Source organism: Pseudomonas endophytica, from assembly GCF_001411475.1.
GTDB classification, from domain to species: Bacteria; Pseudomonadota; Gammaproteobacteria; order Pseudomonadales; family Pseudomonadaceae; genus Aquipseudomonas; species Aquipseudomonas endophytica.
In genome coordinates this window covers 77,756-101,980 of the sequence record NZ_LLWH01000198.1, presented here as the reverse complement: position 1 = coordinate 101,980, position 24,225 = coordinate 77,756, and the positions used below count along the sequence as shown (strand labels likewise).

24 protein-coding genes and 1 pseudogene are annotated in these 24,225 nt (G+C 54.4%); 12 read left to right on the top strand and 13 right to left on the bottom strand.

Annotation, left to right across the window (positions count from 1 at the left end; all coding sequences use genetic code 11):
• Nucleotides 1-525: ABC transporter ATP-binding protein (locus AQS70_RS18110; protein ID WP_055104126.1), on the bottom strand; the 525-nt coding region annotated here is incomplete at its 3' end.
• A gap of 10 nt (nt 526-535) precedes the next feature.
• Here AQS70_RS18110 and AQS70_RS18105 point away from each other — a divergent pair.
• The 3 genes from AQS70_RS18105 (at nt 536) to AQS70_RS18095 (ending at nt 2,629) form a co-directional block, all read left to right on the top strand.
• Nucleotides 536-1,141 (top strand): arylesterase, encoded by a 606-nt coding sequence (locus AQS70_RS18105; protein WP_055104125.1) that lies wholly within the window; start codon nt 536-538, stop codon nt 1,139-1,141.
• A gap of 58 nt (nt 1,142-1,199) precedes the next feature.
• Complete coding sequence (locus AQS70_RS18100; RefSeq protein ID WP_003446817.1) at nt 1,200-1,493, top strand: hypothetical protein; 294 nt, start codon at nt 1,200-1,202, stop codon at nt 1,491-1,493.
• Nucleotides 1,494-1,600: 107 nt separating this feature from the next.
• Nucleotides 1,601-2,629, top strand: a complete 1,029-nt coding sequence (locus AQS70_RS18095) for a L,D-transpeptidase family protein (RefSeq protein WP_055104124.1) — start codon at nt 1,601-1,603, stop codon at nt 2,627-2,629.
• Between the two features lie 132 nt (nt 2,630-2,761).
• Here AQS70_RS18095 and oprI read toward each other — a convergent pair whose 3' ends face one another.
• Nucleotides 2,762-3,013 (bottom strand): outer membrane lipoprotei OprI, encoded by a 252-nt coding sequence (oprI, locus tag AQS70_RS18090; RefSeq protein WP_003172710.1) that lies wholly within the window; start codon nt 3,011-3,013, stop codon nt 2,762-2,764.
• A 552-nt stretch (nt 3,014-3,565) separates the two neighbouring features.
• Between oprI and AQS70_RS18085 the strand changes: the two genes are divergently transcribed.
• The gene (locus tag AQS70_RS18085; protein ID WP_055104123.1) at nt 3,566-3,847 is read left to right on the top strand and encodes a GNAT family N-acetyltransferase; all 282 of its coding nucleotides are present in this window, start codon (nt 3,566-3,568) and stop codon (nt 3,845-3,847) included.
• A gap of 52 nt (nt 3,848-3,899) precedes the next feature.
• Here the strand turns inward: AQS70_RS18085 and AQS70_RS18080 are convergent, their stop codons facing one another.
• Together AQS70_RS18080 and AQS70_RS18075 are read right to left on the bottom strand one after the other, a co-directional pair.
• Nucleotides 3,900-4,976: a 3-deoxy-7-phosphoheptulonate synthase gene (locus AQS70_RS18080; RefSeq protein WP_055104128.1), complete on the bottom strand. Its 1,077-nt coding sequence runs from the start codon at nt 4,974-4,976 to the stop codon at nt 3,900-3,902.
• 158 nt (nt 4,977-5,134) lie between these two features.
• Complete coding sequence (locus AQS70_RS18075; RefSeq protein WP_055104122.1) at nt 5,135-5,584, bottom strand: PilZ domain-containing protein; 450 nt, start codon at nt 5,582-5,584, stop codon at nt 5,135-5,137.
• A 58-nt stretch (nt 5,585-5,642) separates the two neighbouring features.
• Between AQS70_RS18075 and AQS70_RS18070 the strand changes: the two genes are divergently transcribed.
• From AQS70_RS18070 to cysB, 3 genes and pseudogenes are all read left to right on the top strand, one after another.
• Nucleotides 5,643-5,969: a thioredoxin family protein gene (locus tag AQS70_RS18070; protein ID WP_055104121.1), complete on the top strand. Its 327-nt coding sequence runs from the start codon at nt 5,643-5,645 to the stop codon at nt 5,967-5,969.
• Nucleotides 5,970-6,099: 130 nt separating this feature from the next.
• A pseudogene (locus AQS70_RS18065) lies at nt 6,100-6,508 on the top strand (universal stress protein).
• Nucleotides 6,509-6,622: 114 nt separating this feature from the next.
• A complete protein-coding gene (cysB, locus tag AQS70_RS18060; protein WP_055104120.1) occupies nt 6,623-7,597 on the top strand; it encodes an HTH-type transcriptional regulator CysB in 975 nt (324 codons plus the stop codon).
• Nucleotides 7,598-7,635: 38 nt separating this feature from the next.
• Here cysB and AQS70_RS18055 read toward each other — a convergent pair whose 3' ends face one another.
• Both AQS70_RS18055 and AQS70_RS18050 read right to left on the bottom strand, forming a co-directional pair.
• Nucleotides 7,636-8,772 carry a catalase family protein gene (locus tag AQS70_RS18055; protein ID WP_055104119.1) on the bottom strand — a complete coding sequence of 379 codons (1,137 nt, stop codon included), beginning with the start codon at nt 8,770-8,772 and terminating at the stop codon, nt 7,636-7,638.
• Between the two features lie 20 nt (nt 8,773-8,792).
• Entirely contained in the window at nt 8,793-10,607 is a 1,815-nt protein-coding gene (locus AQS70_RS18050; protein ID WP_055104118.1) for a di-heme-cytochrome C peroxidase, read from the bottom strand.
• A 257-nt stretch (nt 10,608-10,864) separates the two neighbouring features.
• Between AQS70_RS18050 and AQS70_RS18045 the strand changes: the two genes are divergently transcribed.
• From AQS70_RS18045 to AQS70_RS18035, 3 genes are all read left to right on the top strand, one after another.
• Nucleotides 10,865-11,584, top strand: a complete 720-nt coding sequence (locus AQS70_RS18045) for a BamJ family beta-barrel-assembly machinery protein (protein WP_055104117.1) — start codon at nt 10,865-10,867, stop codon at nt 11,582-11,584.
• A gap of 573 nt (nt 11,585-12,157) precedes the next feature.
• Nucleotides 12,158-12,514 carry a helix-turn-helix domain-containing protein gene (locus AQS70_RS18040; RefSeq protein WP_055104116.1) on the top strand — a complete coding sequence of 119 codons (357 nt, stop codon included), beginning with the start codon at nt 12,158-12,160 and terminating at the stop codon, nt 12,512-12,514.
• Nucleotides 12,511-12,879, top strand: a complete 369-nt coding sequence (locus tag AQS70_RS18035; protein WP_055104115.1) for a hypothetical protein — start codon at nt 12,511-12,513, stop codon at nt 12,877-12,879. The genes AQS70_RS18040 and AQS70_RS18035 overlap by 4 nt, the downstream gene beginning before the upstream one ends.
• 87 nt (nt 12,880-12,966) lie before the next feature.
• Here AQS70_RS18035 and AQS70_RS18030 read toward each other — a convergent pair whose 3' ends face one another.
• The gene (locus AQS70_RS18030; protein ID WP_164488194.1) at nt 12,967-15,048 is read right to left on the bottom strand and encodes a carboxy terminal-processing peptidase; all 2,082 of its coding nucleotides are present in this window, start codon (nt 15,046-15,048) and stop codon (nt 12,967-12,969) included.
• Nucleotides 15,049-15,186: 138 nt separating this feature from the next.
• Here AQS70_RS18030 and AQS70_RS18025 point away from each other — a divergent pair, with 138 nt between their 5' ends.
• Nucleotides 15,187-16,149, top strand: a complete 963-nt coding sequence (locus AQS70_RS18025) for an NAD(P)H-quinone oxidoreductase (protein ID WP_055104113.1) — start codon at nt 15,187-15,189, stop codon at nt 16,147-16,149.
• 82 nt (nt 16,150-16,231) lie between these two features.
• On the opposite strand, the gene AQS70_RS18020 is transcribed toward AQS70_RS18025, so the two are convergent.
• The 5 genes from AQS70_RS18020 to AQS70_RS18000 all read right to left on the bottom strand — a co-directional run bounded on the left by AQS70_RS18020 (nt 16,232) and on the right by AQS70_RS18000 (nt 20,877).
• Entirely contained in the window at nt 16,232-16,885 is a 654-nt protein-coding gene (locus AQS70_RS18020) for an HAD family hydrolase (RefSeq protein WP_055104112.1), read from the bottom strand.
• A gap of 34 nt (nt 16,886-16,919) precedes the next feature.
• Nucleotides 16,920-17,909 carry an ABC transporter ATP-binding protein gene (locus AQS70_RS18015; protein WP_055104111.1) on the bottom strand — a complete coding sequence of 330 codons (990 nt, stop codon included), beginning with the start codon at nt 17,907-17,909 and terminating at the stop codon, nt 16,920-16,922.
• Nucleotides 17,906-18,706, bottom strand: coding sequence for an ABC transporter permease (locus AQS70_RS18010; protein ID WP_055104110.1), 801 nt, complete (start codon nt 18,704-18,706; stop codon nt 17,906-17,908). The genes AQS70_RS18015 and AQS70_RS18010 overlap by 4 nt, the downstream gene beginning before the upstream one ends.
• Nucleotides 18,693-19,529 carry an ABC transporter permease gene (locus AQS70_RS18005; protein ID WP_055104109.1) on the bottom strand — a complete coding sequence of 279 codons (837 nt, stop codon included), beginning with the start codon at nt 19,527-19,529 and terminating at the stop codon, nt 18,693-18,695. Before AQS70_RS18005 ends, AQS70_RS18010 begins: the two co-directional genes overlap by 14 nt.
• A gap of 280 nt (nt 19,530-19,809) precedes the next feature.
• On the bottom strand, nt 19,810-20,877 hold the full coding sequence (locus tag AQS70_RS18000; protein ID WP_055104108.1) for an ABC transporter substrate-binding protein: 1,068 nt from the start codon (nt 20,875-20,877) through the stop codon (nt 19,810-19,812).
• Nucleotides 20,878-21,209: 332 nt separating this feature from the next.
• Between AQS70_RS18000 and phnR the strand changes: the two genes are divergently transcribed.
• On the top strand, nt 21,210-21,929 hold the full coding sequence (gene phnR, locus AQS70_RS17995) for a phosphonate utilization transcriptional regulator PhnR (RefSeq protein ID WP_055104107.1): 720 nt from the start codon (nt 21,210-21,212) through the stop codon (nt 21,927-21,929).
• Nucleotides 21,930-22,006: 77 nt separating this feature from the next.
• Here phnR and AQS70_RS17990 read toward each other — a convergent pair whose 3' ends face one another.
• Complete coding sequence (locus AQS70_RS17990; RefSeq protein WP_055104127.1) at nt 22,007-24,166, bottom strand: mechanosensitive ion channel family protein; 2,160 nt, start codon at nt 24,164-24,166, stop codon at nt 22,007-22,009.
• Nucleotides 24,167-24,225: the final 59 nt, after the last annotated feature.

The following is a 24,225-nucleotide window of genomic DNA, read 5'->3' as shown; positions in this document are numbered from 1 at the left end:
GTCGAGGTTGCCAGTGGGTTCATCGGCAAATAACACATCGGGGTTGGCGGCAAATGCCCGCGCGATGGCGACACGCTGCTGCTCACCGCCGGACAGCTGGCGCGGGGCGTGGCTCAGGCGCTGGCCAAGACCGACGCGCTCGAGCAGATGCTGCGCCTGTTGGCGGGCATCCTTGCTGCCATCTAGCTCCAGCGGCAACATGACGTTTTCTAATGCGTTGAGGCTGTCGAGCAATTGGAATGACTGGAACACGAAGCCAACATGTTCGGCGCGCACCCGGGCGCGCTGATCTTCATCTAATGTACTGAGCGCATGCCCAGCCAAAATGACTTCGCCTCGGCTGGGCAGGTCTAACCCCGCGAGCAAGCCCAGAAGAGTGGATTTGCCGGAACCGGATGCGCCGATAATGGCTAGGCTGTCGCCTTTGCGCAGTTCCAAGCTTAAAGGGTGCAGGATGGTTAACTCGCCTTCCGCGCTGAGAACCACTTTGCTAAGGTTCTGCGCGGTGAGAATACTTTCGCCCATGGAGAATCCAATGCGTACGTGGTTTTTAAGTGCTGCACTTGCCCTGATGTGTATAGCGCAGAATGCAGCTGCGGGAACAATCTTGATCGTTGGCGATAGTATCAGCGCTGCTTTGGGCCTGGATACCCGTCTGGGATGGGCTTCTTTGCTGAAACAGCGGTTGAAGGAGCAAGGCTACAACGACCTAGTGGTCAATGCGTCTATCAGTGGTGACACCAGCGCAGGCGGGCTGGCACGCTTACCAGCGTTGCTTACGGAGCATAAACCGCAGGTGGTGATTATTGAGTTGGGCGCTAATGACGGGCTGCGAGGCCAGCCTCCGGCTCAATTGAAACAAAATCTTGCTGAGATGATAGATAAGTCGCAAAAAGCGGGAGCCAAAGTGCTGTTGCTCGGCATGTTATTGCCGCCCAATTATGGCCCGCGCTACAACCAGGCTTTTGCCAAGGTATACAGCGACCTGGGACGCGAGAAAAAGGTTGCTCTGGTGCCGTTTTTCATGGAGGGCGTGGGAGGGCATCCTGAGTTTATTCAGCTCGATGGACTGCATCCGAAGGCCAATGCACAAGGCCGTTTGCTCGATAATGTGTGGCCAACCCTAAAACCACTGCTTTGATGCTTTTCTAGCGGCATGGTTTCGGCTAATGTGGCGCCCCCCCGATTTGGAGCCCCTGATGTCGCGTCCTGCCTGGTCTTTATATGCTTATCAACTGATCGAGCCCGATGAGCAGCTCGATTTGTTCGCTTGCCAGGAAGTACGGGTGCATTTGGTAACACGCCAATTGGAGCTGGGCGGCACCATTGACCGCACATTATGCGGCTCGTTATTACCCGCCCAGCCGCGTTGGTCAGATGTCACGCGCAAGGTTTTTCAAGATCACCGGCTTTGCCCGCTGTGCCGGGCAATTATTGAGTCACAGCGCCGTGGCACTGAGCCGATCTGGCCTGAGTTGCGCTTTGAATTATGATGTAACGTGTTTGCAACCCTACGACTGGCGACCACGCCTCCCTGCTTTCCAAGGCGGCGTGTACACTCCCTTTTTGTCCCCTGATGATTATGCGAAGGATCTTCCGGATGTTCTCGCGCTTACCTGTTTTCACCCGTTCTCTGTCAGTTGCCGCGTTGTGTGTTGCGGCACCTGTTTATGCGCTTGAGTTTCCTCTACCGCCGCCGGGTGACGACGTGGTCGGGCAGGTGCAAGTCATCAAGGGCAAGTACGAAGACTCCTTCTCGGACCTGGGCAATCAATACGAGCTAGGCTACTCGGAAATGATTGCAGCCAACCCTGGCGTCGATGCTTGGTTACCGGTCAAAAAAAACCTCGATGGTTCGGTCATTGACACGGATATTGTTTTGCCAACGCGGTTCATCTTGCCGCCAGGCAAGCGTGAAGGCATTGTGATCAACCTCGCTGAGTATCGGCTGTATTATTTCCCCAAGGATGAAAACAAGGTTTACACCTTTCCACTGGGCATTGGCCGTGAAGGTTGGGGGTCGCCTTTGGGGTTGACCAAAATTACGGCTAAAACCCCTAACCCAACCTGGACGCCTCCGGCTTCAATCAAAGCTGAACACGCAGCCAATGGTGATCCACTGCCTAACGTTGTACCGGCTGGGCCAGATAACCCGTTAGGCCCCTTCAAGTTCACCCTTGGGATGCCTGGGTATCTAATTCATGGCTCGAACGCGAAGTTTGGTATTGGTACGGGCACCAGCCATGGTTGTTTCCGTATGCTCAATAAAAACGTGCTTGAACTGGCCAATATAGTGCCGGTGGGTACGCCGGTTCGCATTATTAACGAACCGTACAAACTCGGTATCAGTAACGGTAAGGTCTTTCTTGAAGTGCACGAGCCTTTAAATGTCAAAGATGGCTCTTTGATCGCAGAGAGCAACAAATCTCATTTGAAGCCTGAAGACCAGCAGAACATGTACACAGCCTTCATGAACTTCCTGCTCAAGCATCAAGATCCGCAAAACCTCATCCAGATTGATAAAGACAAAGCCTTCCCTGTTGTCGTTGCTGAAACCGGAATGCCTGAAGAGATCGGCGTCGCCAACGCCACAGTGCAACAAGGGCAGTCGCTGGACTACGTTCAGTAGCCCGATAAAGCAATAAAACAGCCGCCACGGTTAACGCCTTGGCGGTTTTTTATGGCCTGCTTAGTTGCTCTAAGGGCATAAAAAAAGCCGACCCATGAATGGGTCGGCTTCGATAATAATCCCGAAGGACTATTACTTGCGGCTAGCTTTTTCAAGCATACGCAGAGCGCGTTCGTTAGCTTCATCAGCAGTCTGCTGTGCTTTTTGAGCAGCAGCCAGAGCTTCGTCAGCTTTGCGGTAGGCTTCGTCAGCACGAGCCTGGGAACGAGCTGCTGCATCTTCAGTTGCAGTCAGACGGGCTTCAGTTTCTTTAGATACGCTGCTGCAACCGGTAGCCAGAACTGCGGCCAATGCCAGAGCAGAGAATTTCAGAACGTTGTTCATCGTGTTCCCCTTCAAGGACTTTCTAATTAAAGCTGCTCCTTCAACATGAGGAAACAGCCGGCGTACATACTACCCATTACTTGTAGTAAGTAAACTGACCTAACGCAAGAACCAAAAAAAATATTTGGCAATCAATGCCCTTGAGCTAGATTTAACCGATTGTGTCCGAAAAACCAGCTCGTTTTTGAGGGGCTTGAGCAAGCGACGAGCAAATATAAAGACAGCCTATAGTGACTTCGCAAGATCGAATGCGTCTTAGCTTCGACCTTGCGAAAAGTGTTAAGTGAGCGTCTCTGTTGCAGTGTCTGGAACATCCTTTGAGAGATGGGTGTGATCCGTTTGTCTCTGCGCACGAGCACACACCGCGCATGAATTGCGAGAGCGACTAATATTAATTGTGTCTGTCGGCGTCCCGACTGCTGTCAATGTGTAGGTTTCGGAACTGTTCCCGTTGTCGTATGACTTCAATGATATGGACCAGCCTCTGGGTTCCCTCGACACAAAAACATGAGTAAGGTAGAGGCCACAGTCCAAGACCCGCGAGGAGTAATGATGAGCGAGGCGCTGTCCATCCACCATGACCAGGCAGGTCACCAGTTTGAGACCACTGTTGACGGTCACCGCGCCTACCTGACCTACATGGATTTGGGTAAGCAGACTTTGGATATATACCGCACATTTGTACCCAACGCCCTGCGTGGCCGTGGTATCGCGGCCGCTTTGACCGAGCAGGCGCTCGACTACGCCGAGAAAATGGGCTACGAGGTGATCCCTTCGTGCTCATACGTAGAGCGCTATATGGAGCGTCACAAGCGCAGTCAGGCTAAGACCTGAAATAGCATAAAAAAACGCCGGGCTTACCCGGCGTTTTTTACGCGCTGATTAATCAGCCGCGCGCCCGCTTAGGCAGCACGTCCTTGAGCTTGGCATGCATGCTGAGCAAGGTGCTTTGGGTGCTCTCCCAGTCAATGCAGGCATCGGTGATCGAAACACCGTACTTAAGATCATCAAGGTTTTTAGGGATCGCCTGGCAACCCCAATTCAGGTGACTTTCGACCATCAGGCCAATAATCGACTGATTACCTTCAAGGATCTGATTCGCAACGTTCTCCATCACCAACGGTTGCAGTGCCGGATCCTTGTTGGAGTTGGCGTGGCTGCAATCGACCATGATGTTCGGGATGATTTTTGCTTTAGCCAACGCTTGCTCGCAAACTGCCACGCTGACCGAATCATAATTGGGCTTGCCATTGCCACCGCGCAATACCACGTGCCCGTAGGCATTACCCTTGGTAGTCACGATTGACACGCCGCCTTCTTGATTGATGCCCAAGAAACGGTGCGGGTTAGAGACCGACTGCAAAGCGTTGATGGCGACGGTAAGCCCGCCATCCGTGCCGTTTTTAAAACCTACTGCCGAAGACAGACCGGAGGCCATCTCGCGGTGAGTTTGTGATTCGGTGGTACGCGCCCCAATCGCTGACCAGCTGATAAGGTCTTGCAGGTACTGCGGGGAAATTGGATCAAGGGCTTCAGTGGCCGTTGGCAGGCCCATCTCAGCCAGGTCCAGCAGTAGTTTTCGGCCAATGTGCAGGCCGTCTTCGATTTTGAAAGAGTCGTCCAGATACGGATCGTTAATCAGACCCTTCCAGCCCACGGTGGTACGTGGTTTTTCAAAATAAACGCGCATCACTAGATACAGCGTGTCGCTGACTTGCTCCGCGAGCACCTTCAGCCGCTCGGCGTACTCATGAGCCGCTTTAAGGTCGTGGATCGAGCAAGGCCCGATAACAACGAACAGGCGATGGTCTTTGCCATCAAGGATATTGCGAATCACCTCGCGCCCTTTGTTCACGGTATGCAGTGCTGCTGCGCTGAGAGGAATCTCGCGTTTGAGCTGTGCAGGTGTGATCAGGGTTTCGTTGGAGGCAACGTTTAGGTCGTCGATCGGTAAATCAGCCATCGTGTTACTCGTCAGGTCACGGGTGCCGGCCGCCAGCGATCCCCGTGCGGCGGAGCACAGCATGATTGAGCGCATCGGGGAGCGGAACCTTAACGCGTTAACCGGTAATTGGACAATGGGCAGCCACTGGTTTAATCCGGCGCGATTTGTATCAGGGTTCAGGCTGATGCATCGACAGTGCCTAATACACGATCCACAGTCTCTTGAGAAAACTCTGCGGCGTGTCGGTTAATCCACTCTAGGGCCAGCGTTTGCTGGCTGTTGGATGGGAGGTTGGACTGATGCTGCAGACGGGAATAGTGTTCGATCTGGCAAACCTGCTCACCCATGCGCGCACCAAATAAGGTTTGATCATCGGTAAAAGCCACCCCTATGCGATAACCCTCGGCACGCTTTTCACACCAGGCTATATAGCCAGGATAATGCGCGGCTTCGCCCAAGGTTGGCATGTACATATCAACTGCCGCGCCGCGCCGCCAGCCTCTATCACTGTTACAAGCGACACCGCCGAGGCTGATAGAGTGCAGCTTCTGGCGCGCAAGAGAGGCGTGTTTACGAGGGGTAATCTGGACAGGCACATCGTCTGGGTGAGGTAAAAAGCGACCCATGTACACACACTCCAAGTGCTAGCAATTTGATGTTGTTTTTCTGAGTATAGTGACTGAAATGCAATTGACTGACTTTGATGCAGACCAGCGCCTGTTGAGCCAACCCGGCACCTCGTTAGTGGTATTCACCAGTACCGGATGTTCGAGTTGCCGTATGGCGCACAACCTGTTGCCCAACCTGCAGTTACCCATCGACCAGTTGTATTGGATCGACGCCGGTGAAAACGGCGGGCTGGTCGAGCGTTATGAAATCTTCCACTTGCCGGCGCTGTTTGTGGTACGTGATGGCGCATTTTACGGTCAGTTGAACGCGCGCCTGAACCAAGGCGAGCTGACGCGCCACATTAAGCTGGTCTTATTGCGCGAGCCTGACGATCTGCCCTGAACCTTTCATCACCTGATGGATTTAGCCTACGGTTAACCCCGCACTTTACCCATCACGCGGGTCATCGAACTTCTCTGAGCGCTGCTAAGCTGAGTTGATCTCGGCCACAACTACTTGTCGAGGAGGTCGCATGATTCGTTCGATACTCTACGCCACAGACCTCGGCATTTATGCTCCGGTTGTGATGCAGCACGCTTTAGGCTTGGCCCGCAGTTTTAAGGCAGATTTGTATGTGCTTCACGTGGTGGAACCAATGGGGCTGTTCGCCGAGTCGGTATTACAGAGCTACCTTGACGAGCAGGCGTTAAATGAACTGCAACGCCAGGGTATGACCACCATGCTGTCAAACATTGAGCAGCGTGTACTCGATAGCCTGCGAGATGAATTACCCGATGATGCTGCTCATTCTCGGCAGCCATGGCCAGCCCAATGGGGGGAATAACCATTTGGGGCGTACTGCAGCCCGCGTCGTAGAGCAGGCGCAGATGCCGGTATATCTAGTACCTCTGCTACAGCGTCGGCGTCGTGGCGATGGGTGAAGGTGGCGAATGGCTAAAAACGATAAAAAAGTTCTAGATTTATTCTTCTGACCTTCCATATAGTTATATATCGCCGCCGATACTCATGGCGCCTATTTGCTCTGAGGGATGCATATGAAGCTTCAACAACTGCGCTACATCTGGGAAGTGGCGCACCACGACCTCAACGTTTCAGCAACCGCACAGAGTCTTTACACCTCTCAGCCGGGGATCAGTAAACAGATCCGTCTGCTGGAAGATGAGTTGGGCGTTGAAGTGTTTGCACGCAGCGGCAAGCATCTGACCCGTGTCACACCTGCTGGCGAACGCATTATCACCACTGCGGGTGAGATTTTGCGCAAGGTCGAGAGCATCAAACAGATTGCTCAAGAGTTTTCCAACGAGAAAAAAGGCACGCTGTCGATTGCGACTACGCACACTCAGGCGCGTTATGCCTTGCCGCCGGTAATCAGTAACTTTATCAAGCAATACCCAGATGTTGCTTTGCATATGCACCAAGGCTCGCCGATGCAAATTGCTGAGATGGCCGCTGATGGCACCGTTGATTTTGCGATTGCAACTGAAGCGTTGGAGTTATTCGGCGACTTGGTGATGATGCCGTGCTATCGCTGGAACCGCTGTGTGGTCGTGCCCCAAGGCCACCCGCTGACTAAGTTGCCCAAGTTGACCCTTGAGGCACTGGCTGAATACCCGATCGTGACCTACGTGTTTGGCTTCACTGGCCGTTCCAAATTGGACGAAGCTTTCAGCCAACGCGGTCTGACGCCAAAAGTAGTTTTCACTGCCGCCGACGCGGACGTCATCAAGACCTACGTACGCTTGGGGCTGGGGGTGGGCATCGTAGCCAAAATGGCTGTGGACACCCAGTTGGACAAAGACTTGATAGTCCTCGATGCCAGCGAGCTATTCGAATCTAGCATCACTAAAATTGGCTTCCGTCGCGGCACCTTCCTGCGAGGCTTTATGTGCGATTTCATTGAGAAATTTGCTCCACACCTGACCCGCGAAGTGATGACAAAGGCAATTGCCTGCCATAACAAACAGGAGCTTGAAGAGCTGTTTGAACGGGTTGAGCTGCCTGTTCACTAAAGCGCCCGAATTGACACCCGGGCGCGGGGCTGTGGCTGTTACTGCTCAGCGTTACGAGCATGGCGGTATTGGCTGACCGAGTCGTAAACGGCTTTACGTAAACGATTGATACCGCCAATCGGTCGATGTTCCTCGAGCCCGTGCCAAGGGTTAAACGACAGGTTGTCACAGGCTAAGTTTTGGCTTGGCGTGTCGAAGTCTTGAGGCTCTACAGTGATCCGCGCCACGGTCTGGAAGGCCGCATCTGAGGCTTTCCATTCGATGCTGGTGTCTTCAATAGGCATGTACCGATTGGCGTTCTGGCGCTGGATCTGCAACACAAAGCAGGCGGGCATCCGGTCTGTAGAGAGCTGCTGAGCCAAGGCATTGCGCAAGAAGTTCGGCAGTGCCTGATTCTGTTTGGGCAGGTCGTACGCCGGGCAGTTGTCTGCGTCCGGCGCAACTCTGAATTTGGCATTGGCCGTCCCGAACTTGTAAGGCGACACCGAGTAGTAGGTGGTCTGTGTTGGGCTTGCAGGCGCGGGAGCCAGGGTAGCCAATGCGATAAACAGATGGCGTACTTGCCAACTGCGCGGGTCCCAAGACGGGAAAAACGCCAGCACTTTTTTACCGTCGGCTTGGGCCGCGATGTTCTGACGATACTCTGCCACGTCGCTGACGAAGAAGTTGGGATGGTTGAACATCACAAAGTCTTGCTCGGCACGTCCTTGCTGACTCGGCATCAATTGCGCTCCCGGCACGTCCTGCAATTTGATCGCCATGCCGCGAGCGTCGCGAATGCTGTCAAATTGCGGGTAAGCGTTACCGTTGGACAGGCGCATGACTGCTTGCCAGGTCTGGCCTGGCGTCTTGAATACGCCTTGGCGCAACGAAGGGTCGAGGTCTTCCAGTACCTTGACTTGGGCTTTCACACAGCCATGCGCTTTGGCGTGGGCGTCACGCAAATAACGCGTGTTATCGCGATGTTGATCGACGATTCTGATTGCTGTCTGGATCGTGTCTTGAGTCATCGCCGCCTCATCAGCCGGGATCTGCTCTTGGGCCGAAACCGGGCCGCGGTACTTCCAGGCATACCAGCCTGTAGTCAGCGCCCAGCCCAGTAGCCCCAGCACAATTAGGGCCAGCAACAGCTTGCCCAGCCAAGTGCCGAGTCGAAGCCATATCGTGGTTAACATGCACACTTCCTTTTAAATCGTTATGGGTTGGGCAACTGGTGTTCGAGCGGGCTGCCAAGCACTTTTAAGTACTCGATCAATGCCCAGCGCTCTTCGGGTTGCAACTGCCGACCAATCACACCGTGACCCCGTGGCCCAGCGCGAAACTCATGACCGCTGTTGTGGTTACCACTGATGCGCGTGTCGAGCAAAAAGCCGCCTTCAAAGGCTTGTGTGCGGTAGCCCAAATGGCGCGGATCGTACTCAACGTTCCCGCGATAAAAACGTTGGTCGCGCTCTGATTGCGGCGAGAGTAACTGATACACCGTCGGTACAGAGCCGTTGTGCAGATAGGGCGGCGTAGCCCAGACGCCATCCAGCGGTCGTGCCTTATAGGCGCGCAACTCCATGACGCCAATCGGCAGGCCAAAACCGTTGAGGCGAGCCTGTTCCTCAGGGCCGACAGTGGCGTCTTTGTAGGCACGCTTTTCGACAAAGGCAGTGACGTACGCTAAGCCTTTGGCCACTGACAGTTGGTGCAGGTCTATTGGCTGCTCTTGCTTGGGCAGCAGCTCTACGTTCAGGGCGGCCAATTCAGCTGGGTCCCATTGCAGGGCACTCAGGTCATAGCGATTGTCTGCGATGTTGCTGGCGCTGTTGGGATCGGTGCCGATGACGTCAATCGGTAACATTCTCAGTTGCTTGACCTTACGACCCTTTTCTTCAAGCACGGGCGGGACATGACAAGCCGCGCAGTTTTCGGCAAACAGTGCGCGACCTTTAGCTGCCAGCGGACGATCTATATTGCCGAACAGATCTTCTGGCCAGACGGGTGGCTTAAGTTTTTGCAAGGTTTCTTCAATCAGATTCAAGTCATGTACCCTCACACTCGACGGGTATCGTTCATCGCCTTGCAGTGGCTGGCCATGGCTGTCGAAGAAATTCAGCGTGGCGCCAACGCCCAAGGCTTCGCCAATGTTACGTGCCATCGGTTGTTGGGCTGAGCCATTCCACTGCACCCAATCAAACGTCCAGATATCCCACAGGTGTGGGTAGTCCACTGGCGCATTGGCAATGCGATAGTTGTCGGGTGAAATCGCATCACCGAAGCTGGCATTGGCGATACGGCCAAAGGCATCGGTGCGGCCAGGCCCTTCTAGAGTGGGATACAGCCCGCGGTGAGTGTCATTCCAGGCCACCGTCAAAAACGTGTTCAGCGAGGTTTTGAAGTCTTTGCGCAACTGTTTGTGCTCGGCTTCATAATTGTCGCCCAAGACCTTGCGAGCAAAGCGTTCAAATTTCCACGGGTTGTAGTAGGTCGCTGCTAGGCTCGCGACCAACGCCTGACCAAAGCTGCCGCCGCGCAACGTCGGTACGCTGGAGGGCAGCACGTGATGTGCCGGGCCACCGTCTATGCGCAGCGCTTGCCCCTTGAAGCGCAGTTCGCCGGTATGACACGCGGCGCAGGTGATATCCAGGTACTCAACGTTACTGCCGGGGTTTTGGTGGCGAGTGAAGCCTACAGGTAAGTTGGCGGGATTCGCCACGCTGGGCTGTTGCTTAGGGTCGACCAAAAACCCAAAGCGGGCTAAATACTCTGGCGCAGCAAAGCGTTGTGTTGAAAACGGCAGTTCAAGGGCGCTGAACCAGTCGTAATGCAAGCCTTTAACTTGCGTGCCCTGTGGGGTGTAGTAATAAATTTGCCGGTCAGCCTCACTCCACTGGTCTTGGTAGTGCACATGCTGGGGCGCGGTGTAGAAGGGGAGTCTGGGGTTGGCGATATAGTAAATAACAATACACAGCCCTAGTGCCAAGATCAGTGCAATCCCTGAAAGCACACGGTAAAACAATCGCAAAGTAACGCTCCTTGTAGGATTTTTTCCAGTCTTATGCCTGAGCCCGCGACTAGCATCAAGCGCTGGCGGCGTGTTGGGCGAGATGAGCGATAGCTTGCTAGATGTGTAAGCAATAATTGCGGTAATTATGAATTGTGTTTTAAGCCTGAACTTATCCGCGATTTGCACCTCTCATGCCGGTAGCCATTGGTTGCGGCCGCCTGATAAGCTCGCGGCTTTATTCGATTGCCCATTTGGCGCATGAACAAGGAAATAGCATGAAACAGCATCGGTTGGCGGCAGCTGTGGCTCTGGTAAGCCTGGTACTGGCGGGTTGTGATTCGCAGACCAGCGTAGAGCTGAAAACCCCGGCGCAAAAAGCCTCTTACGGCATTGGCCTGAACATGGGCAAAAGTCTGGCTCAAGAAGGCATGGATGATTTAGATTCCAAAGCCGTCGCCTTGGGCATCGAAGATGCCGTTGGCAAGAAAGAACAAAAGCTTAAGGATGACGAACTGATCGAAGCGTTCGCCGCCCTGCAAAAACGTGCTGAAGAGCGTCTGACCAAGATGAGCGACGAGGCCTCTGCAGCAGGTAAAAAGTTCCTAGAAGAAAACGCCAAGAAAGCTGGGGTTGTAACGACCGCTTCTGGCTTACAGTACGAAGTGATCAAAAAAGCCGATGGCCCTCAGCCTAAAGCGACTGACGTGGTGACCGTTCACTACGAAGGCAAGCTGATTGACGGCAAAGTGTTCGACAGCTCGGTTGAGCGCGGTACTCCGATCGATCTGCCAGTAAGCGGCGTGATCCCAGGCTGGGTTGAAGGTCTGCAACTGATGCATGTAGGCGAGAAGTACAAGTTGTACATCCCTAGTGAGCTGGCCTACGGCGCGCAAAGCCCAAGCCCGGCGATTCCAGCCAACTCGGTGCTGGTATTCGATCTGGAACTGCTGGGCATCAAAGACCCAACAAAACCAGAGGCAGATGCTGCCAAATAAGCAGCTTTTGTCTTAAAGCAACGCCCCGTACTTAAGGGCATTGCTGTTCACTTAAGTAAAAGTCCTACAGTGTAGGAGCGAGTTTGCTCGCGATCTTTTGATGTTTAACTGATCGCGAGCAATCGAGCGTCGATCGGCTGCTCCTACAGCTGTCGTGCGCTTTTCTTAAGTGAACAGCTTTGCTCTTCTTACGGGGCGTTGTCGTTTCTGGTCGGCCAAGTTGAGCCATTCATCGGCGTACCCGACCAGCGGTTACTGAGCCTCTATCTTCTGCTGACTAGTAGTTGTTGACTACCAAGTCAATGAATTTATGGGTTTTTTTATGTGTGTGAAAAATGCCCGATCTGAGCGCAGCCCTTATAGGGCGTGGCTTTCAGAGATAAAAATCAGCTCTGTTCACAAGGTTATCCACAATTTGTGTGGATAACATTTGCCGCTCATCGGGCTTATTCCAATGTTGATTGCAAATACAGACAGTGAGATCAAAAACCCCGAAGACCTCGTCGGCTGTTAGGATTAAGCTTCTAAGGAAAATTCCGACTTGATATGTGCACGAATCTGACGGGGTTAGCAATGGATCTTCAAATTATCAAGCGCAATGGAGAGCCCGAATACGCGGTTCTTTCATGGGCAAGCTATCAAGCATTACTAAAGGCGGCCGGTATCAATGAGCCGGCAGCAACTCTCACATCCACTGCCTCACCAATAGAGCAAGCGCTACAAGAGCCTGTGCATCAGTTGCTAGGTCTTGATCAGTTGCGTGGCTTGCGCGAAAGCAAGGGTTTAGGTTTAGAGGCGTTGGCACGTACGGTGGGCATCAGCCCTTCATACCTTGACATGATCGAAACCGGTGAACGTCTGCCCGACCTTGCCATCCGTCGTAGCTTGGCTTGGGAGTTGGGTATTGCAGGCTGGAGGGAAGCCTCATGAACGTACGTATCAGTCGTCAACACTGGGATGGGTTACTGGCTGAGCTTGATCAAGCGCGTCGACAGCGGCACTTGGTCACCTACCGTGCACTACTAGAGCGCTTACAACTGCCCAGCCCGGCAATGCTGACCCTAACCAGTGCGCTTGAGCATCTGGCGGCGATGGACGTTAAAGCGCAGCAGCCATTGCGCAGTTCGTTGGTCATCAGCCAAGGTGCGAGCCGGCTACCACGTACCGGCTTTTTTGAGTGTGTGGAACGTCTTGGGCGTTTCTCCGGGCCGCCAGATGGCGTTGCGGCGGCCTCATGGCATGCTTCAGAAGTGGTTCGTGTGTTCGAACATAGCTACGAACACGAAGAAGCGTAAAACAAAAAAGGCGAGTCGCTTTATGCGGCCCGCCCTTTTTATAACCAGATCTGTATAAGCGAGCTAACTCGCTTATACAGTACGGCTTTACTTCTTGCTGGCCTGTGGGTTGAGCTTGAGGTAGTCCAGCAGTACACGCCCGGTTTCACTCAGGTAGGCGTCGTCTTCTGGCTTGGTCTTTTCCGGCTCAACCGGCAGTGCATCCTCGTCTTCTTTTTTCATTTCTTTGAGCGGAGCTTCGCCTTTGGCCTTGCGGCGGGCGTTTTCCATGGTCAACTGTTTGGCATCAATGTCCGCGTGTTGAGCACGACGGTCAGCCTCGTTCAGGCTAACGGTCTTCTCGGCCATCAACTTGTCGGCCAAGGCCAGTTTGTCGCGAATAAAGATGAACTCGGCATCTTTTGCCACGCGGGCATCGTGATCTGCTTTAAGTTGAGGCAAGAAGGGCTTGAACGGGTCAGCCGCAGGCTTGATCGCAGGGCGGATGGTGTCCCACTTCAGCGCTTCTGGCAGCGCGCTTTCACCGATTTCCTTGGTGTCGATAATCGACGGGAAAGCGATGTCAGGCAGCACGCCCTGATGCTGGGTGCTCTGACCGGACACCCGGTAGAACTTGGCCAGTGTCAGTTTCAGCTCGCCATGGTTTAGCGGCTGAATGGTTTGCACCGTCCCCTTGCCGAAGGTCTGGCCGCCGATAATCAAAGCGCGGTGGTAGTCCTGCATGGCTCCGGCAAAAATCTCAGATGCCGACGCTGACAAGCGGTTGACCAGCAACGCCATTGGGCCTTTATAGAATGCCCCTGGGTTTTCGTCTTCCAGCACATCGACTTTACCGTCAGCGTTACGCACCAGAACCGTTGGGCCCTTGTCGATAAACAGACTGGTCAGCTCGGTGGCTTCCTGCAAGGAACCGCCGCCGTTGTTGCGCAGGTCGATAATCACGCCATCGACTTTTTCGTTTTGCAACTCGGTCAGCAGTTTTTTAACGTCGCGAGTCGTGCTCTTGTAGTTCGGGTCACCAGCGCGGTAGGCCTTGAAGTCCAAGTAGAACGCCGGGATCTCAATCACACCCAGTTTGTAGTCCTTGCCGTCTTGCTTGAGGTTGAGGATCGACTTTTTCGCCGCCTGTTCTTCAAGCTTCACCGCTTCACGGGTGATGGACACAATTTTGCTAGTTTGATCGTTAGGCGCGTTGCTTGCCGGAATCACTTCCAGGCGTACGACAGAGCCTTTAGGGCCACGAATCAGCTTGACCACTTCGTCCAAGCGCCAGCCGATGACGTCGACCATCTCTTTGTCGCCTTGGGCAACGCCGATGATCTTGTCAGCCGGAGCAACCTGCTTGGTTTTGTCGGCGGGGCCTGCGGGCACGAGGCGTACGATCTTCACTTGATCGTTATCGCTCTGCAACACAGCACCGATGCCTTCAAGCGACAGGCTCATGTTGATGTCGAAGTTTTCCGCATTATCGGGTGACAGATAGTTAGTGTGCGGATCGTAAGACATGGCGAAGGTATTGATATACGCCTGGAAGATGTCTTCGCTGCGGGTCTGATCAAGGCGGCTCAATTGATTCTTGTAGCGCTTGGTCAGCAGTTCCTGAATTTTTGCAGGCTCTTTGCCGGCGATTTTCAAACGCAGAACTTCGTCTTTTAGGCGTTTGCGCCACAGATCATTGAGTTCAGCTTCGGTCTTGAGCCACGGAGCGTCTTTGCGATCTATCTGCAAGCTCTCCTTGGTGTTGAAGTCGAACGAATCAACGCCCTTGTTCAATTCGCCAAGGGCGAAGTCTAGGCGCGACTTGACGCGATCTAAGTAGCGTTTGTAAATGGTGAAGCCGGGATCGAGATCGCCGCTCTTGAGGAAATCATCAAACTTAAATTTCCACTTGTCGAACTGGTCGATATCACTGGCCAGAAAGTAACTGCGCGAAGGGTCTAGCAGCTTCAGATAGCTGTCATAGATGATCTCGGAACGAGCGTCATCCAGTGGCGGCTTGCTGTAATGATGGCGTTTGAGCAGCTCAACGACGTTAAGACTGGCAATGACCTCATCACGATCGGGCTGAAGGTTATCCCAACTGTTAGCGGCGAATGTGTTGGCTGAAAACGGCAAAACGCTTAAGCCAATAAAGAGTGCAAGTGCGGTGCTAGGGAATAAATGCTTCATGCTGAGTCGACGCGGGGGCAATTGATAACGCATATTAGGCCGTCTTTGAAGTCGCCGGTTCCGTAAGAACCGGTCGCATAATGCAAGAAGCCCGGTGCAGCAGCGCCGGGCTCAGTCCGGACTCACTATGGAGGCACTGTGAAAGCATTGCAAGGCGTTGAGGGACAAGTGACGTGGGTTGAAGAACCAAGCCCACGTTGTGATGTAGGACAAATCCGAATTCGTGTCGCGGCTGCGGGCCTTAACCGAGCTGATCTTTTACAAAGCATGGGCTTGTATCCGCCACCGCCTGGGGCCAGCCAGATGTTGGGGTTGGAATGCTCGGGCGTCGTTAGCGAAGTCGGCCCAGGTTCGTCGTGGCAGATCGGTGACCGTGTGTGTGCGCTGTTGTCGGGCGGTGGCATGGCTGAAGAAGTGGTGGTCGACGCCCGTCATGCCTTGCCGATCCCCGAAGGCTTGTCGCTGATCGAGGCGGCAGCTTTGCCCGAGGTCTACAGCACCGCTTGGTTGAATTTGTTTCAACTGGCCGCGCTCAAGCCGGGTGAAAAAGTGTTGCTGCATGCCGGGGCAAGTGGTGTGGGTTCAGCCGCTATTCAGCTGTGTAAGGCGTTTGGCAGCCCGTGCTGGGTGACCGTCGGCTCGGCTGAGCGTTTGGCCTACTGCCAAGCGCTTGGTGCCCAAGGTGGGGCAGTGCGCACTGAAGGCCTGGAAAGTCTCAAAGCGCTAGGCCCGTTTGATGTCGTCCTGGACCCGGTCGGCGCCAACTATGTTGAGTCCAACCTCAAATTGCTGGCACTGGATGGGCGTTGGGTATTGATTGGTTTGATGGGCGGGCGCAAGGCCGAGCTGGATATGGCCTTGGTGCTGGGCAAGCGTATCCAGTTGCTGGGTTCGACCTTGCGCAGCCGTAGCGATCAATTCAAAGCCGACTTGCTCAGTGATTTGGGCCAGCAGGTATGGCCGCTGTTTACCGAGCGTCGTTTAAGCCCGCAACTAGCCAAAACCTTTCCGATTGCAGAAGCGCAAGCGGCGTTTGCCGAGTTGGCCAGCAATCAGGTGTCAGGCAAATTGGTGTTGGTGATCGACCCAACCCTGGTTTAAACCAGACGCACACAGCCCGTAGGCGCGAGCTTGCTCGCGATCTTTTAACGTTTAAAAGACCGCGAGCAAGTCCACGATCCGCTTATTTCCAATGATGGATCGGCCACCCGGCCTTTTCCGCGTGTTCACGCAAGACTGGGTCCGGGTTAACCACGTGCGGATGATCCACTTTAAGCAGCAACGGCAAATCGTTGCGAGAGTCGGAATAAAAGCTCGCGCCCTCAAGGTTGTCTTCTTGCTCGTCAAGCCACTCCAGCAGCCGAGTGATCTTGCCTTCGCGGTAGGTCAGGGTGCCAACGGTTTTGCCGTTATACACGCCATGTTCAACGGCTAGCTCAATGCCTAACACTTCATCAATGCCCAGACGCTCGGCAATGGGGTTAACCAAGTGCGTGCCCGAAGCCGAGATAATCAAAATGCGGTCCCCGGCCTGACGGTGGGCGGCAACAGTTTTAGTCGCCTCACTGAAAATAATCGGTTCGATAAAGTCTTCAACCCACGGCCCAACCAAATGTTCGATCTCTTGCGGGGTGCGGCCGATCAAGGGCTCCAGGCTGAAGGCCATGTACTCCTCCATTTTTAGTTTGCCTTGGCTATAAGCGTCCATCAGCTCGTTATTACGCGTCATAAACGCTTGCGGGTCGACCCAACCCAAGCGGCCCATTTGCTCGCTCCACAGGGTTGCGCAGTCGCCGTGAATCAACGTTTCATCCAAGTCAAAAATTGCCAGGGCCATCAGTGCAACTCCCTACTCATTGTGCTCAAAAGCATCAGGCTACCTCACATAAGGCGCTGGAATCGATGGACAACGCCACGCGCTGGCCGTCAGGGTACAAATCGGCGGCTGAGCGATTGAGCACGTCTACGATCAGCTCAACGCCGCGCACCTCAACCCGGTAGCGGATCACATTGCCCAGCAGGCTGTGATTGCGGATCAACGTGTCGGGCTCGCCCTGCAGGCTCAAACCCAAGGTTTCTGGGCGAATTGCGATGCGGCTGGCCACTGGGCGCTGCAGCAACCGGCTGGCCGCCTCGGCGTCTAGCACGTTGTAGTTGCCGATAAAACTGGCGGCGAACACATCCACTGGCGCGGCGTAGAGGCTCTCAGCATTGCCGCTTTGTACGATTTTGCCTTGGTTCATCAGGAAGATGCGGTCGCTCATGGTCAGCGCTTCCTCCTGATCGTGAGTGACAAAAATCGTCGTCAGCCCCAGTTCACGCTGAATCTGACGAATCTGTTCACGCAAATGTTTGCGGATTCGCGCGTCCAGTGCAGACAGTGGTTCATCCAGCAACAACAGACGTGGGCGTGTGACCAGCGAGCGAGCCAACGCCACACGCTGGCACTGACCGCCCGACAGTTGATGCGGGTAGCGCTTGGCAAAGTCATTGAGCTCTACCAGTTGTAGCACTTCGCTCACACGTTTCTGGCTGTCATTGGCGTTGACCTTTTGCATGCGCAAGCCAAAAGCCACGTTTTGTTCAACGGTCATATTGGGGAACAGCGCGTAGCTTTGAAACACCATGCCAATCCCGCGCTTTTGCGGGTTTAACGGCACGATGTCTTGGCCGTCGAGGAGGATTTTGCCTTCATCGACCGGGGTTAGCCCGGCGATGCAACGCAGCAGCGTTGACTTGCCGCAACCCGACGGGCCGAGCAGGGTCACGAACTCGCCTTTGCTGATAGTGAAGTTGATATCGCTGAACACCGGCGTGCCGGAATAGGTTTTTTGCAGGTGTTCGATGCTGACAAAACTCATTGGCTTTTGTCCTTGTTCAGGAAGGTGGCAACCCAAGTCAGCACCAGTACAAAGAGGAAGTAAGAGATCACCAGCGCACTGGTGAAATGGCCGCTGCTGTTACGCATGTTGTTGAGGAACACTTGCAACGTTTCGTAGCGCGTGCCGACCAATATGTTGGCAAACACAAACTCGCCAAACAGGAACGAGAACGACAATAACAACGCCACCAGCAACCCTTTGCGCAAATTGGGTAACACCACCAGAAACGCAGCTTGCCACGTGCTTGCGCCCAGCAGTTGGGCAGCGTCCATCAGATCGTGCAGGTGGATAGCTTGCAGGTTATTGGTGATGGCTCGGTACATGAAGGGCAGGGCAACGGTGAAGTAGCAGCCGATCAGAATCCACGGCGTGCCGACCATCGCCAACGGCCCCGAGCCGTACAGTTGCAGCAGACCCACCGATGACACCACCGGCGGTACGGCAAACGGCAGCAGAATCAGAATGTTCATCAGCGCGTCGAGCTTGGGGAAGTGGTAATGCACCACAAACAGCAACGGCAAAATCAGCACGACTGACAGCAGCAAAGAGCCGAAGCAAATCAGCAGCGAATGGCCAAAGGCGGTCAAAAAGCGCGGGTCGCTCCACAGCTGTGAGTACCACTTGAAGGTAAAGCCGCTAGGTAAAACGGTGGCTGACCAACTGCTGGCAATTGAGTACACAAACGTGCCGAGCAGCGGCAATAACAAAATAATGAACAACAGGTAAACCACCGTTCGGTGGTAAACACTGGCCGTTGGGCTTTCAGCGCGCGACATGGTAGCTCCTCTTTAACAGCCACTGATGCACCAGCGTGACGAAGGTCATCAACCCCACCAAAATCACTGCCAGCGCACTGGCCATGTTTGGATCTAGGCTAATATCCCCCGACACCATCGCGGCAATCCGAATCGGCAATACGTTGAAGTTACCGGTGGTCAGGGCATACACCGTGGCGTAGGCGCCTAAGGCGTTAGCCAGCAGAATCACAAATGTACCCAGCAACGCCGGTGTCAGCACGGGTAGGCCGATAAAGCGCCAGAACTGCCAACTGTTGGCCCCCAACAACGACGCCGATTCGCGCCAGTCTTCGCGTAGCGCATCAAAAGCGGGGTACAGCAGCAACACGCCGAGCGGGATCTGGAAGTAGGTGTACAAAATAATCAGGCCGGTTTTGGAGTAGAGGTTGAAGTCCTCGATGATCCCCGCCTGTTTAAGCATGATCGTGATACTGCCGTTAAAGCCCAGCAAAATGATGAAAGCAAACGCCAGCGGCACCCCGGAGAAGTTGCTGGTCATGTTGGCGAACGCATTCACAAAGTTACGCAATTTCGAGTCGACTTTGTGCAGTGAGTAACTCCCCAACACAGCAATCACAATGCCAAACAGGCTGGACCAGAAACTGATCTCTAAGCTGTGCTGAATGGCCTGTAAATAAAACTTCGAGGCGAAAATTCGACTGAAGTTATCCAGCCCCCAGCCGGTTTCTTCTGATTGCAGGCTGTGAATCATCACCCACACCAATGGCGCGATCTGGAACACGACAAAGACCACTGCAAAGGGTGCGAGACACAACAATGCCAGCCATTTACCACGGGTCATGGGGCGGGCCTCAATAAGCGTTGGCACAGCGGTTTGTCATGGGCGACGTCAATGACGTTGTGTTTCATGTACTGCGACTCCGCAGATAAAGCACAGAATCTGTAGGCGCGAGCTTGCCTCGCGATCTTTTAACGATCAAAAGATCGCCAGCAAGCTTCTACAGGGCTCGGCAAACTACAACCCTCAAACTCGGAAAACCTCGTAGGAGCTGCCGAAGGCTGCGATCTTTTGATCTTAAAGATCACAGCCTGCGCCAGCGCCTACAGAGCGAGGGCGGGGCTTATTGCATATTGATAATGACTTCTTCTTGCCATTTTTGCGGCAGGGCCTTCGCGGTTTTTTCCCACGCTTCAGCGTCTTTGATCGGCGTTACATTTTTATACTGCTCGTTCGGCAGCAGTTTTGCTTTTACGTCGTCAGGCAGGGTCAAGTGCTCGGCGCGGATCGGACGAGCGTTGCCACGGGCCAGATTGGTTTGGCCAGCATCACTGAAGATATATTCGCGGGTCAGTTTGGCCGCGTTCGGGTGTTTGGCGTATTTGTTGATGATGGTGGTGTAACCCGAAATCACAGAACCATCAGACGGGATCAGCACCACGTAATCATCTGGGTTAGCCATTTTGGCTTTGTAACTCAGGCCATTGAAATCCCAGACCACGCCCACTTCAACTTCACCTTTTTCCATGGTGGCGATGGTGGGGTTGGCCAGCGACAAGCGACCTTGCTTGGCAATATCCGCAAACATCAGCAGGGCCGGCTGAATGTTCTTCTCATCACCTTGGTTGGCAAGGGCGGCCGCCAGTACACCGTTGGAGGCTTGAGCCGCAGTGCTGACATCACCAATCGAGACTTTGTATTTACCGGTTTTTAAGTCCGACCATTTGCTGGGCACTTCAGAGCCGTGCAGCAGCTTTTTATTGACGATAAACGCGATGGTGCCGGTGTAGGCCAGCGCCCAGTGACCGTCTTTGTCCTTGGCCCAGTCTGGGATCTGCTCCCAAGTGCTCGGCTTGTAAGGTTGGGTCACGCCCTTGGCCACGGCGATGGGGCCAAAGGCTGCACCGACGTCACCGATGTCAGCGCTGGCGTTGTCTTTTTCAGCGGCAAACTTGGCCACTTCTTGTGCCGAGCTCATGTCGGTGTCGACATGTTTGAGGCCATACAATTTGTTCAAGTCTTCCCACGTGCCTTTCCAGTTGGCCCACTCATCGGGCATGCCAACACTGTTCACGGCACCCTCAGCCTTGGCGGCGGTTTCGAGCGCTTTTAAATCGACATCGGCGGCCATGGCCGAGGTGCAAAGGGCGATGCTGGTGCCTAACAGTGATGCCAGAAAAAACTGTTTCATCTGAAGCTCCTGATGTTTTTTGCGCGGTTTTTTTTAGTTTTTTGCAGTGAGTTGGTCTAGGTCAGCAATACCTGAGCCAATTTAAGGACGCTGCATGACACTTTAATGTCGGCATTGCTTATGCAAGCACGATCACTGGCCCCTCGGCAGGTTTGAGCTAAGCGTAGACCATTGCCAAAGCCCCGGCGGGTATGGCGTTGAAGGCTAAAACAGAAGGCAGTGTCATCGAACAGTCATCTGGACTGCCTAGGCTGACGTCTTTAAGAGTTGAGTGTTTTGCAGGCCGAGCCTGCCCACATTTGGTGCTGGACTAGTCCAGATAGGTAACGTTGATGCGTGAAGGTGCGCCCAAAGCGGTGACAGCCATTGGCTTGGCCCTGCAAGAACAAATCGAACACGGCCTGCTGACGTGCGGCAGCCAATTGCCCGCCGAGCGAAAACTCAGCGAGTTGTTTGCCACCACCCGCATAACCGTTCGCGAAGCGTTGCTACAGCTTGAAGCACAAGGCGTGGTGTACCGCGAGGAGCGGCGTGGCTGGTTCATTTCGCCGCCGCGTTTGGCCTATAACCTCATGCAACGCAGCCATTTTCACGCGATGGTCAGCGCCCAAGGGCGAGTGCCGACCACCGAGGTGATTGCTGCTCGCTTGCAGCCGGCCTCCGCGGCGGTGTGCGCACGCTTGCAGTTACCTGCGTTCTCCAGCGTGATCCAGATTTGTCGAGCGCGGCGTATTGATGGTCGTTTGGTGCTGTACGTTGAGCATTACTTGAACCCGCAATATTTCCCGCAGATCCTGCAATTTGACCTGACCCAGTCGATCACCGAGTTGTATGCCCAGCATTACGATCTGCACTACGGGCGGGTACGGTTTGAAATTGTCCCAACCGCCTTGCCTGCCGAAGCGGCGGCAACGCTCAAGGTATCGACAGGCAGCCCAGGGTTGAGGATAGAGCGCATCAACTACGACCAGCACGAGCGGCTGATCGACTGTGACATTGAATATTGGCGACATGACGCGATCCATGTCGGGGTGGAGGTGCTGGAGCGCTGAAACACGACTCTGGCGATCTTTTGATCTTTTTAAAAGATCAAAAGATCGCGAGCAAGCTCGCTCCTACAGAGGGGTGATTACTCTTTTTGTAAATTCCCGCTGCCTGCCGTCATCACCTGTACGTTCAGGCGCGGTGTGGCCAGATCCAGCCCGGCTTCGTCCAAGCTGCGTTTGAGCGACAGGTTAAAGGCCCGCGACACTTCCCATTGTTTGATCGGCGCGGTCTTGAAACGGGCGCGTAAAATCGCACTGCCCGACTCAAAGCTTTCAACCCCTTGAATCTCCAATGGCGACCAGATGTTGCGACGTTGCAGCGGGTCTGTGCGCATTTTTTGCCCCACCTCACGCATCAGCTTGATCGCGTCGTCGATTTCCATGTTGTAAGGGACTGCTACACGGAAGATCGCGTAACCGAATTCGCGAGAATAGTTTTTGATGCTTTTGATTTCGCTGAACGGAATGGTGTGCACGATGCCGTCAATGTCTCGCAGGCGCACAGTACGAATCGTCAGCCCTTCCACTGTTCCTAGGTGCCCGCCCACATCCACGTAATCGTCGATGGCCAGCGAGTCTTCAATGATGATGAACAGACCGGTAATTAGGTCTGCTACCAACGACTGAGCACCAAAACCAATTGCCAAACCGATCACACCTGCACCGGCCAGCAGTGGCGTGACGTTCATGCCCATATTCGCCAGCGCGACAATCAGCGCGATGATAAAAATAGCCGCGAACAGCACGTTGCGAATCAGCGGCATCATGGTTTGTGCGCGGGCGTTGGCCAAGCCTTTGCGTGAGCGGGTCAGCGCATGGTGAATGGCCGTATCGGCCAAAATCCAGATCAGCCAGGCAAACAATAACGTACCCGCCAGGCCGAACAGTTTGACGCTAATTTCATGGCCTTCACCTTCGGTAAAACCGATTAACGACAGGCCCCAGACCCGCAGCCCCAGCTCGATAAACACCAGCCACACCAACAGATGCACCAAGGTGTAAACGAAACTCTTGAGTCGCTCAGAGTAGAGGGCGTGACGTTTGGACCCGCGTTGCGGTTTTTGCGCATGGCGCCGCACCTGCCCGTTAATCACCATGCACAGCACCACCAAGACGGCGCAGATCAGCGACTGGCGTAAAGCCGTACTGGTATCGCCTGCCGACAGGAAGGTGGCGAACAAAGAAATACCCACCAAAATCAGAGCGGCGATGTACCAGTAGGTGCCGAGCGTCTCAATGCTATCGCTCAACGCGCGGCGAGTGAGGCGGCGCGACAAAGGCTGGTTACGGATTAGATGAGCGATGGGGCGACGGAAGCGGATGATGAACAACCCTGTCGACAGTGCCGCCATCACGTTGGCAAAGGTGGCCGCGGTGTGGGCCAGGTGTACGCCCAATGAGGCGACCATTCGCGGGTCGCTGAGGGCTTCACCGAAAGCGGCAAAGCTGCCGATCCACCACAGCGGACGAAACGCTTGATGCCGCAGAATGTGTAAGGCGCGATGACGGTGCGGGCCGTCCAGCAACGAAAACAATATGACGCAGGTGGCCGAGAAGCAGGTGCCGATCACCAAGGCGTAGGCCAATACCATGGCCAAATCTTTGCCCAGCGATGACGGCAACGCGTAGCTCATGTACACCGTGATCACCAGCGCCACCAGCCACGGGCCGAGTTTGCGTAAGGCAAAGCGCAGCATGTCGACCGCTTTGGGGTGTTGTGGCAACTCTTCACTCAAACCAAAGCGCACCCGTACGCGGTGGCTGACCCAAATCAGCAGCGCGGCTAATAGGCTCCAGACCATGATGATGAGCGCGAAGGCAAAAATGATCGGCACCCACTCCTTGGCAGGCAGCATTAACGCTACCAGCTCATCCTTGGCCTGACCGATTTCTTCGGCCCAGCGCGAGGTGGGGCTGTCAGTGCCCGAGAACTGCTTTTCGAGGTCGGAGAGGGTGCTGCCAATCAAGCCCAAAACACCGACTTCGGCTTCGGGTTGAGCTTTTTTGGTCGCATCGCGAAGCTTTTTAAGGTCGGCCAACAACTTGCTGCGTTGCTGGTCGTTTTCTAGGCTTTTAATCACCTCGTCCAACGACTGGCCTAAGGGCTCGGTGGGTTGAGTCTGGGTTTTATCCGAACTGGGAAGCAGGCTGGTGATACCCACGGCCTGAGCTGAACTCAAGGGTAATAAGGTCAGCAGGCAAATCAGCAGAAAGTAGGGCTGTTTAAAAAGACGAAAAAACACTAGGTGATCAACCTCGGCAAGTACGCATGCGTCGAGTGTACGCGAGGCCTCGCGATCAT

Coding starts and splice junctions, on each gene's coding strand:
- AQS70_RS18070 (WP_055104121.1), top strand. CDS start 5,643: ATGCAATTGACTGACTTTGATGCAGACCAGCGCCTGTTGAGCCAACCC.
- AQS70_RS18040 (WP_055104116.1), top strand. CDS start 12,158: ATGGATCTTCAAATTATCAAGCGCAATGGAGAGCCCGAATACGCGGTT.
- AQS70_RS18100 (WP_003446817.1), top strand. CDS start 1,200: ATGTCGCGTCCTGCCTGGTCTTTATATGCTTATCAACTGATCGAGCCC.
- AQS70_RS18005 (WP_055104109.1), bottom strand. CDS start 19,529: ATGACCCGTGGTAAATGGCTGGCATTGTTGTGTCTCGCACCCTTTGCA.
- AQS70_RS18015 (WP_055104111.1), bottom strand. CDS start 17,909: ATGAGTTTTGTCAGCATCGAACACCTGCAAAAAACCTATTCCGGCACG.
- AQS70_RS18105 (WP_055104125.1), top strand. CDS start 536: ATGCGTACGTGGTTTTTAAGTGCTGCACTTGCCCTGATGTGTATAGCG.
- AQS70_RS18020 (WP_055104112.1), bottom strand. CDS start 16,885: ATGGCCCTGGCAATTTTTGACTTGGATGAAACGTTGATTCACGGCGAC.
- AQS70_RS18030 (WP_164488194.1), bottom strand. CDS start 15,048: ATGAAGCATTTATTCCCTAGCACCGCACTTGCACTCTTTATTGGCTTA.
- cysB (WP_055104120.1), top strand. CDS start 6,623: ATGAAGCTTCAACAACTGCGCTACATCTGGGAAGTGGCGCACCACGAC.
- AQS70_RS18055 (WP_055104119.1), bottom strand. CDS start 8,772: ATGTTAACCACGATATGGCTTCGACTCGGCACTTGGCTGGGCAAGCTG.
- AQS70_RS18035 (WP_055104115.1), top strand. CDS start 12,511: ATGAACGTACGTATCAGTCGTCAACACTGGGATGGGTTACTGGCTGAG.
- AQS70_RS18080 (WP_055104128.1), bottom strand. CDS start 4,976: ATGGCTGATTTACCGATCGACGACCTAAACGTTGCCTCCAACGAAACC.
- AQS70_RS18085 (WP_055104123.1), top strand. CDS start 3,566: ATGAGCGAGGCGCTGTCCATCCACCATGACCAGGCAGGTCACCAGTTT.
- oprI (WP_003172710.1), bottom strand. CDS start 3,013: ATGAACAACGTTCTGAAATTCTCTGCTCTGGCATTGGCCGCAGTTCTG.
- AQS70_RS18010 (WP_055104110.1), bottom strand. CDS start 18,706: ATGTCGCGCGCTGAAAGCCCAACGGCCAGTGTTTACCACCGAACGGTG.
- AQS70_RS18095 (WP_055104124.1), top strand. CDS start 1,601: ATGTTCTCGCGCTTACCTGTTTTCACCCGTTCTCTGTCAGTTGCCGCG.
- phnR (WP_055104107.1), top strand. CDS start 21,210: ATGCGTGAAGGTGCGCCCAAAGCGGTGACAGCCATTGGCTTGGCCCTG.
- AQS70_RS18075 (WP_055104122.1), bottom strand. CDS start 5,584: ATGGGTCGCTTTTTACCTCACCCAGACGATGTGCCTGTCCAGATTACC.
- AQS70_RS18045 (WP_055104117.1), top strand. CDS start 10,865: ATGAAACAGCATCGGTTGGCGGCAGCTGTGGCTCTGGTAAGCCTGGTA.
- AQS70_RS18000 (WP_055104108.1), bottom strand. CDS start 20,877: ATGAAACAGTTTTTTCTGGCATCACTGTTAGGCACCAGCATCGCCCTT.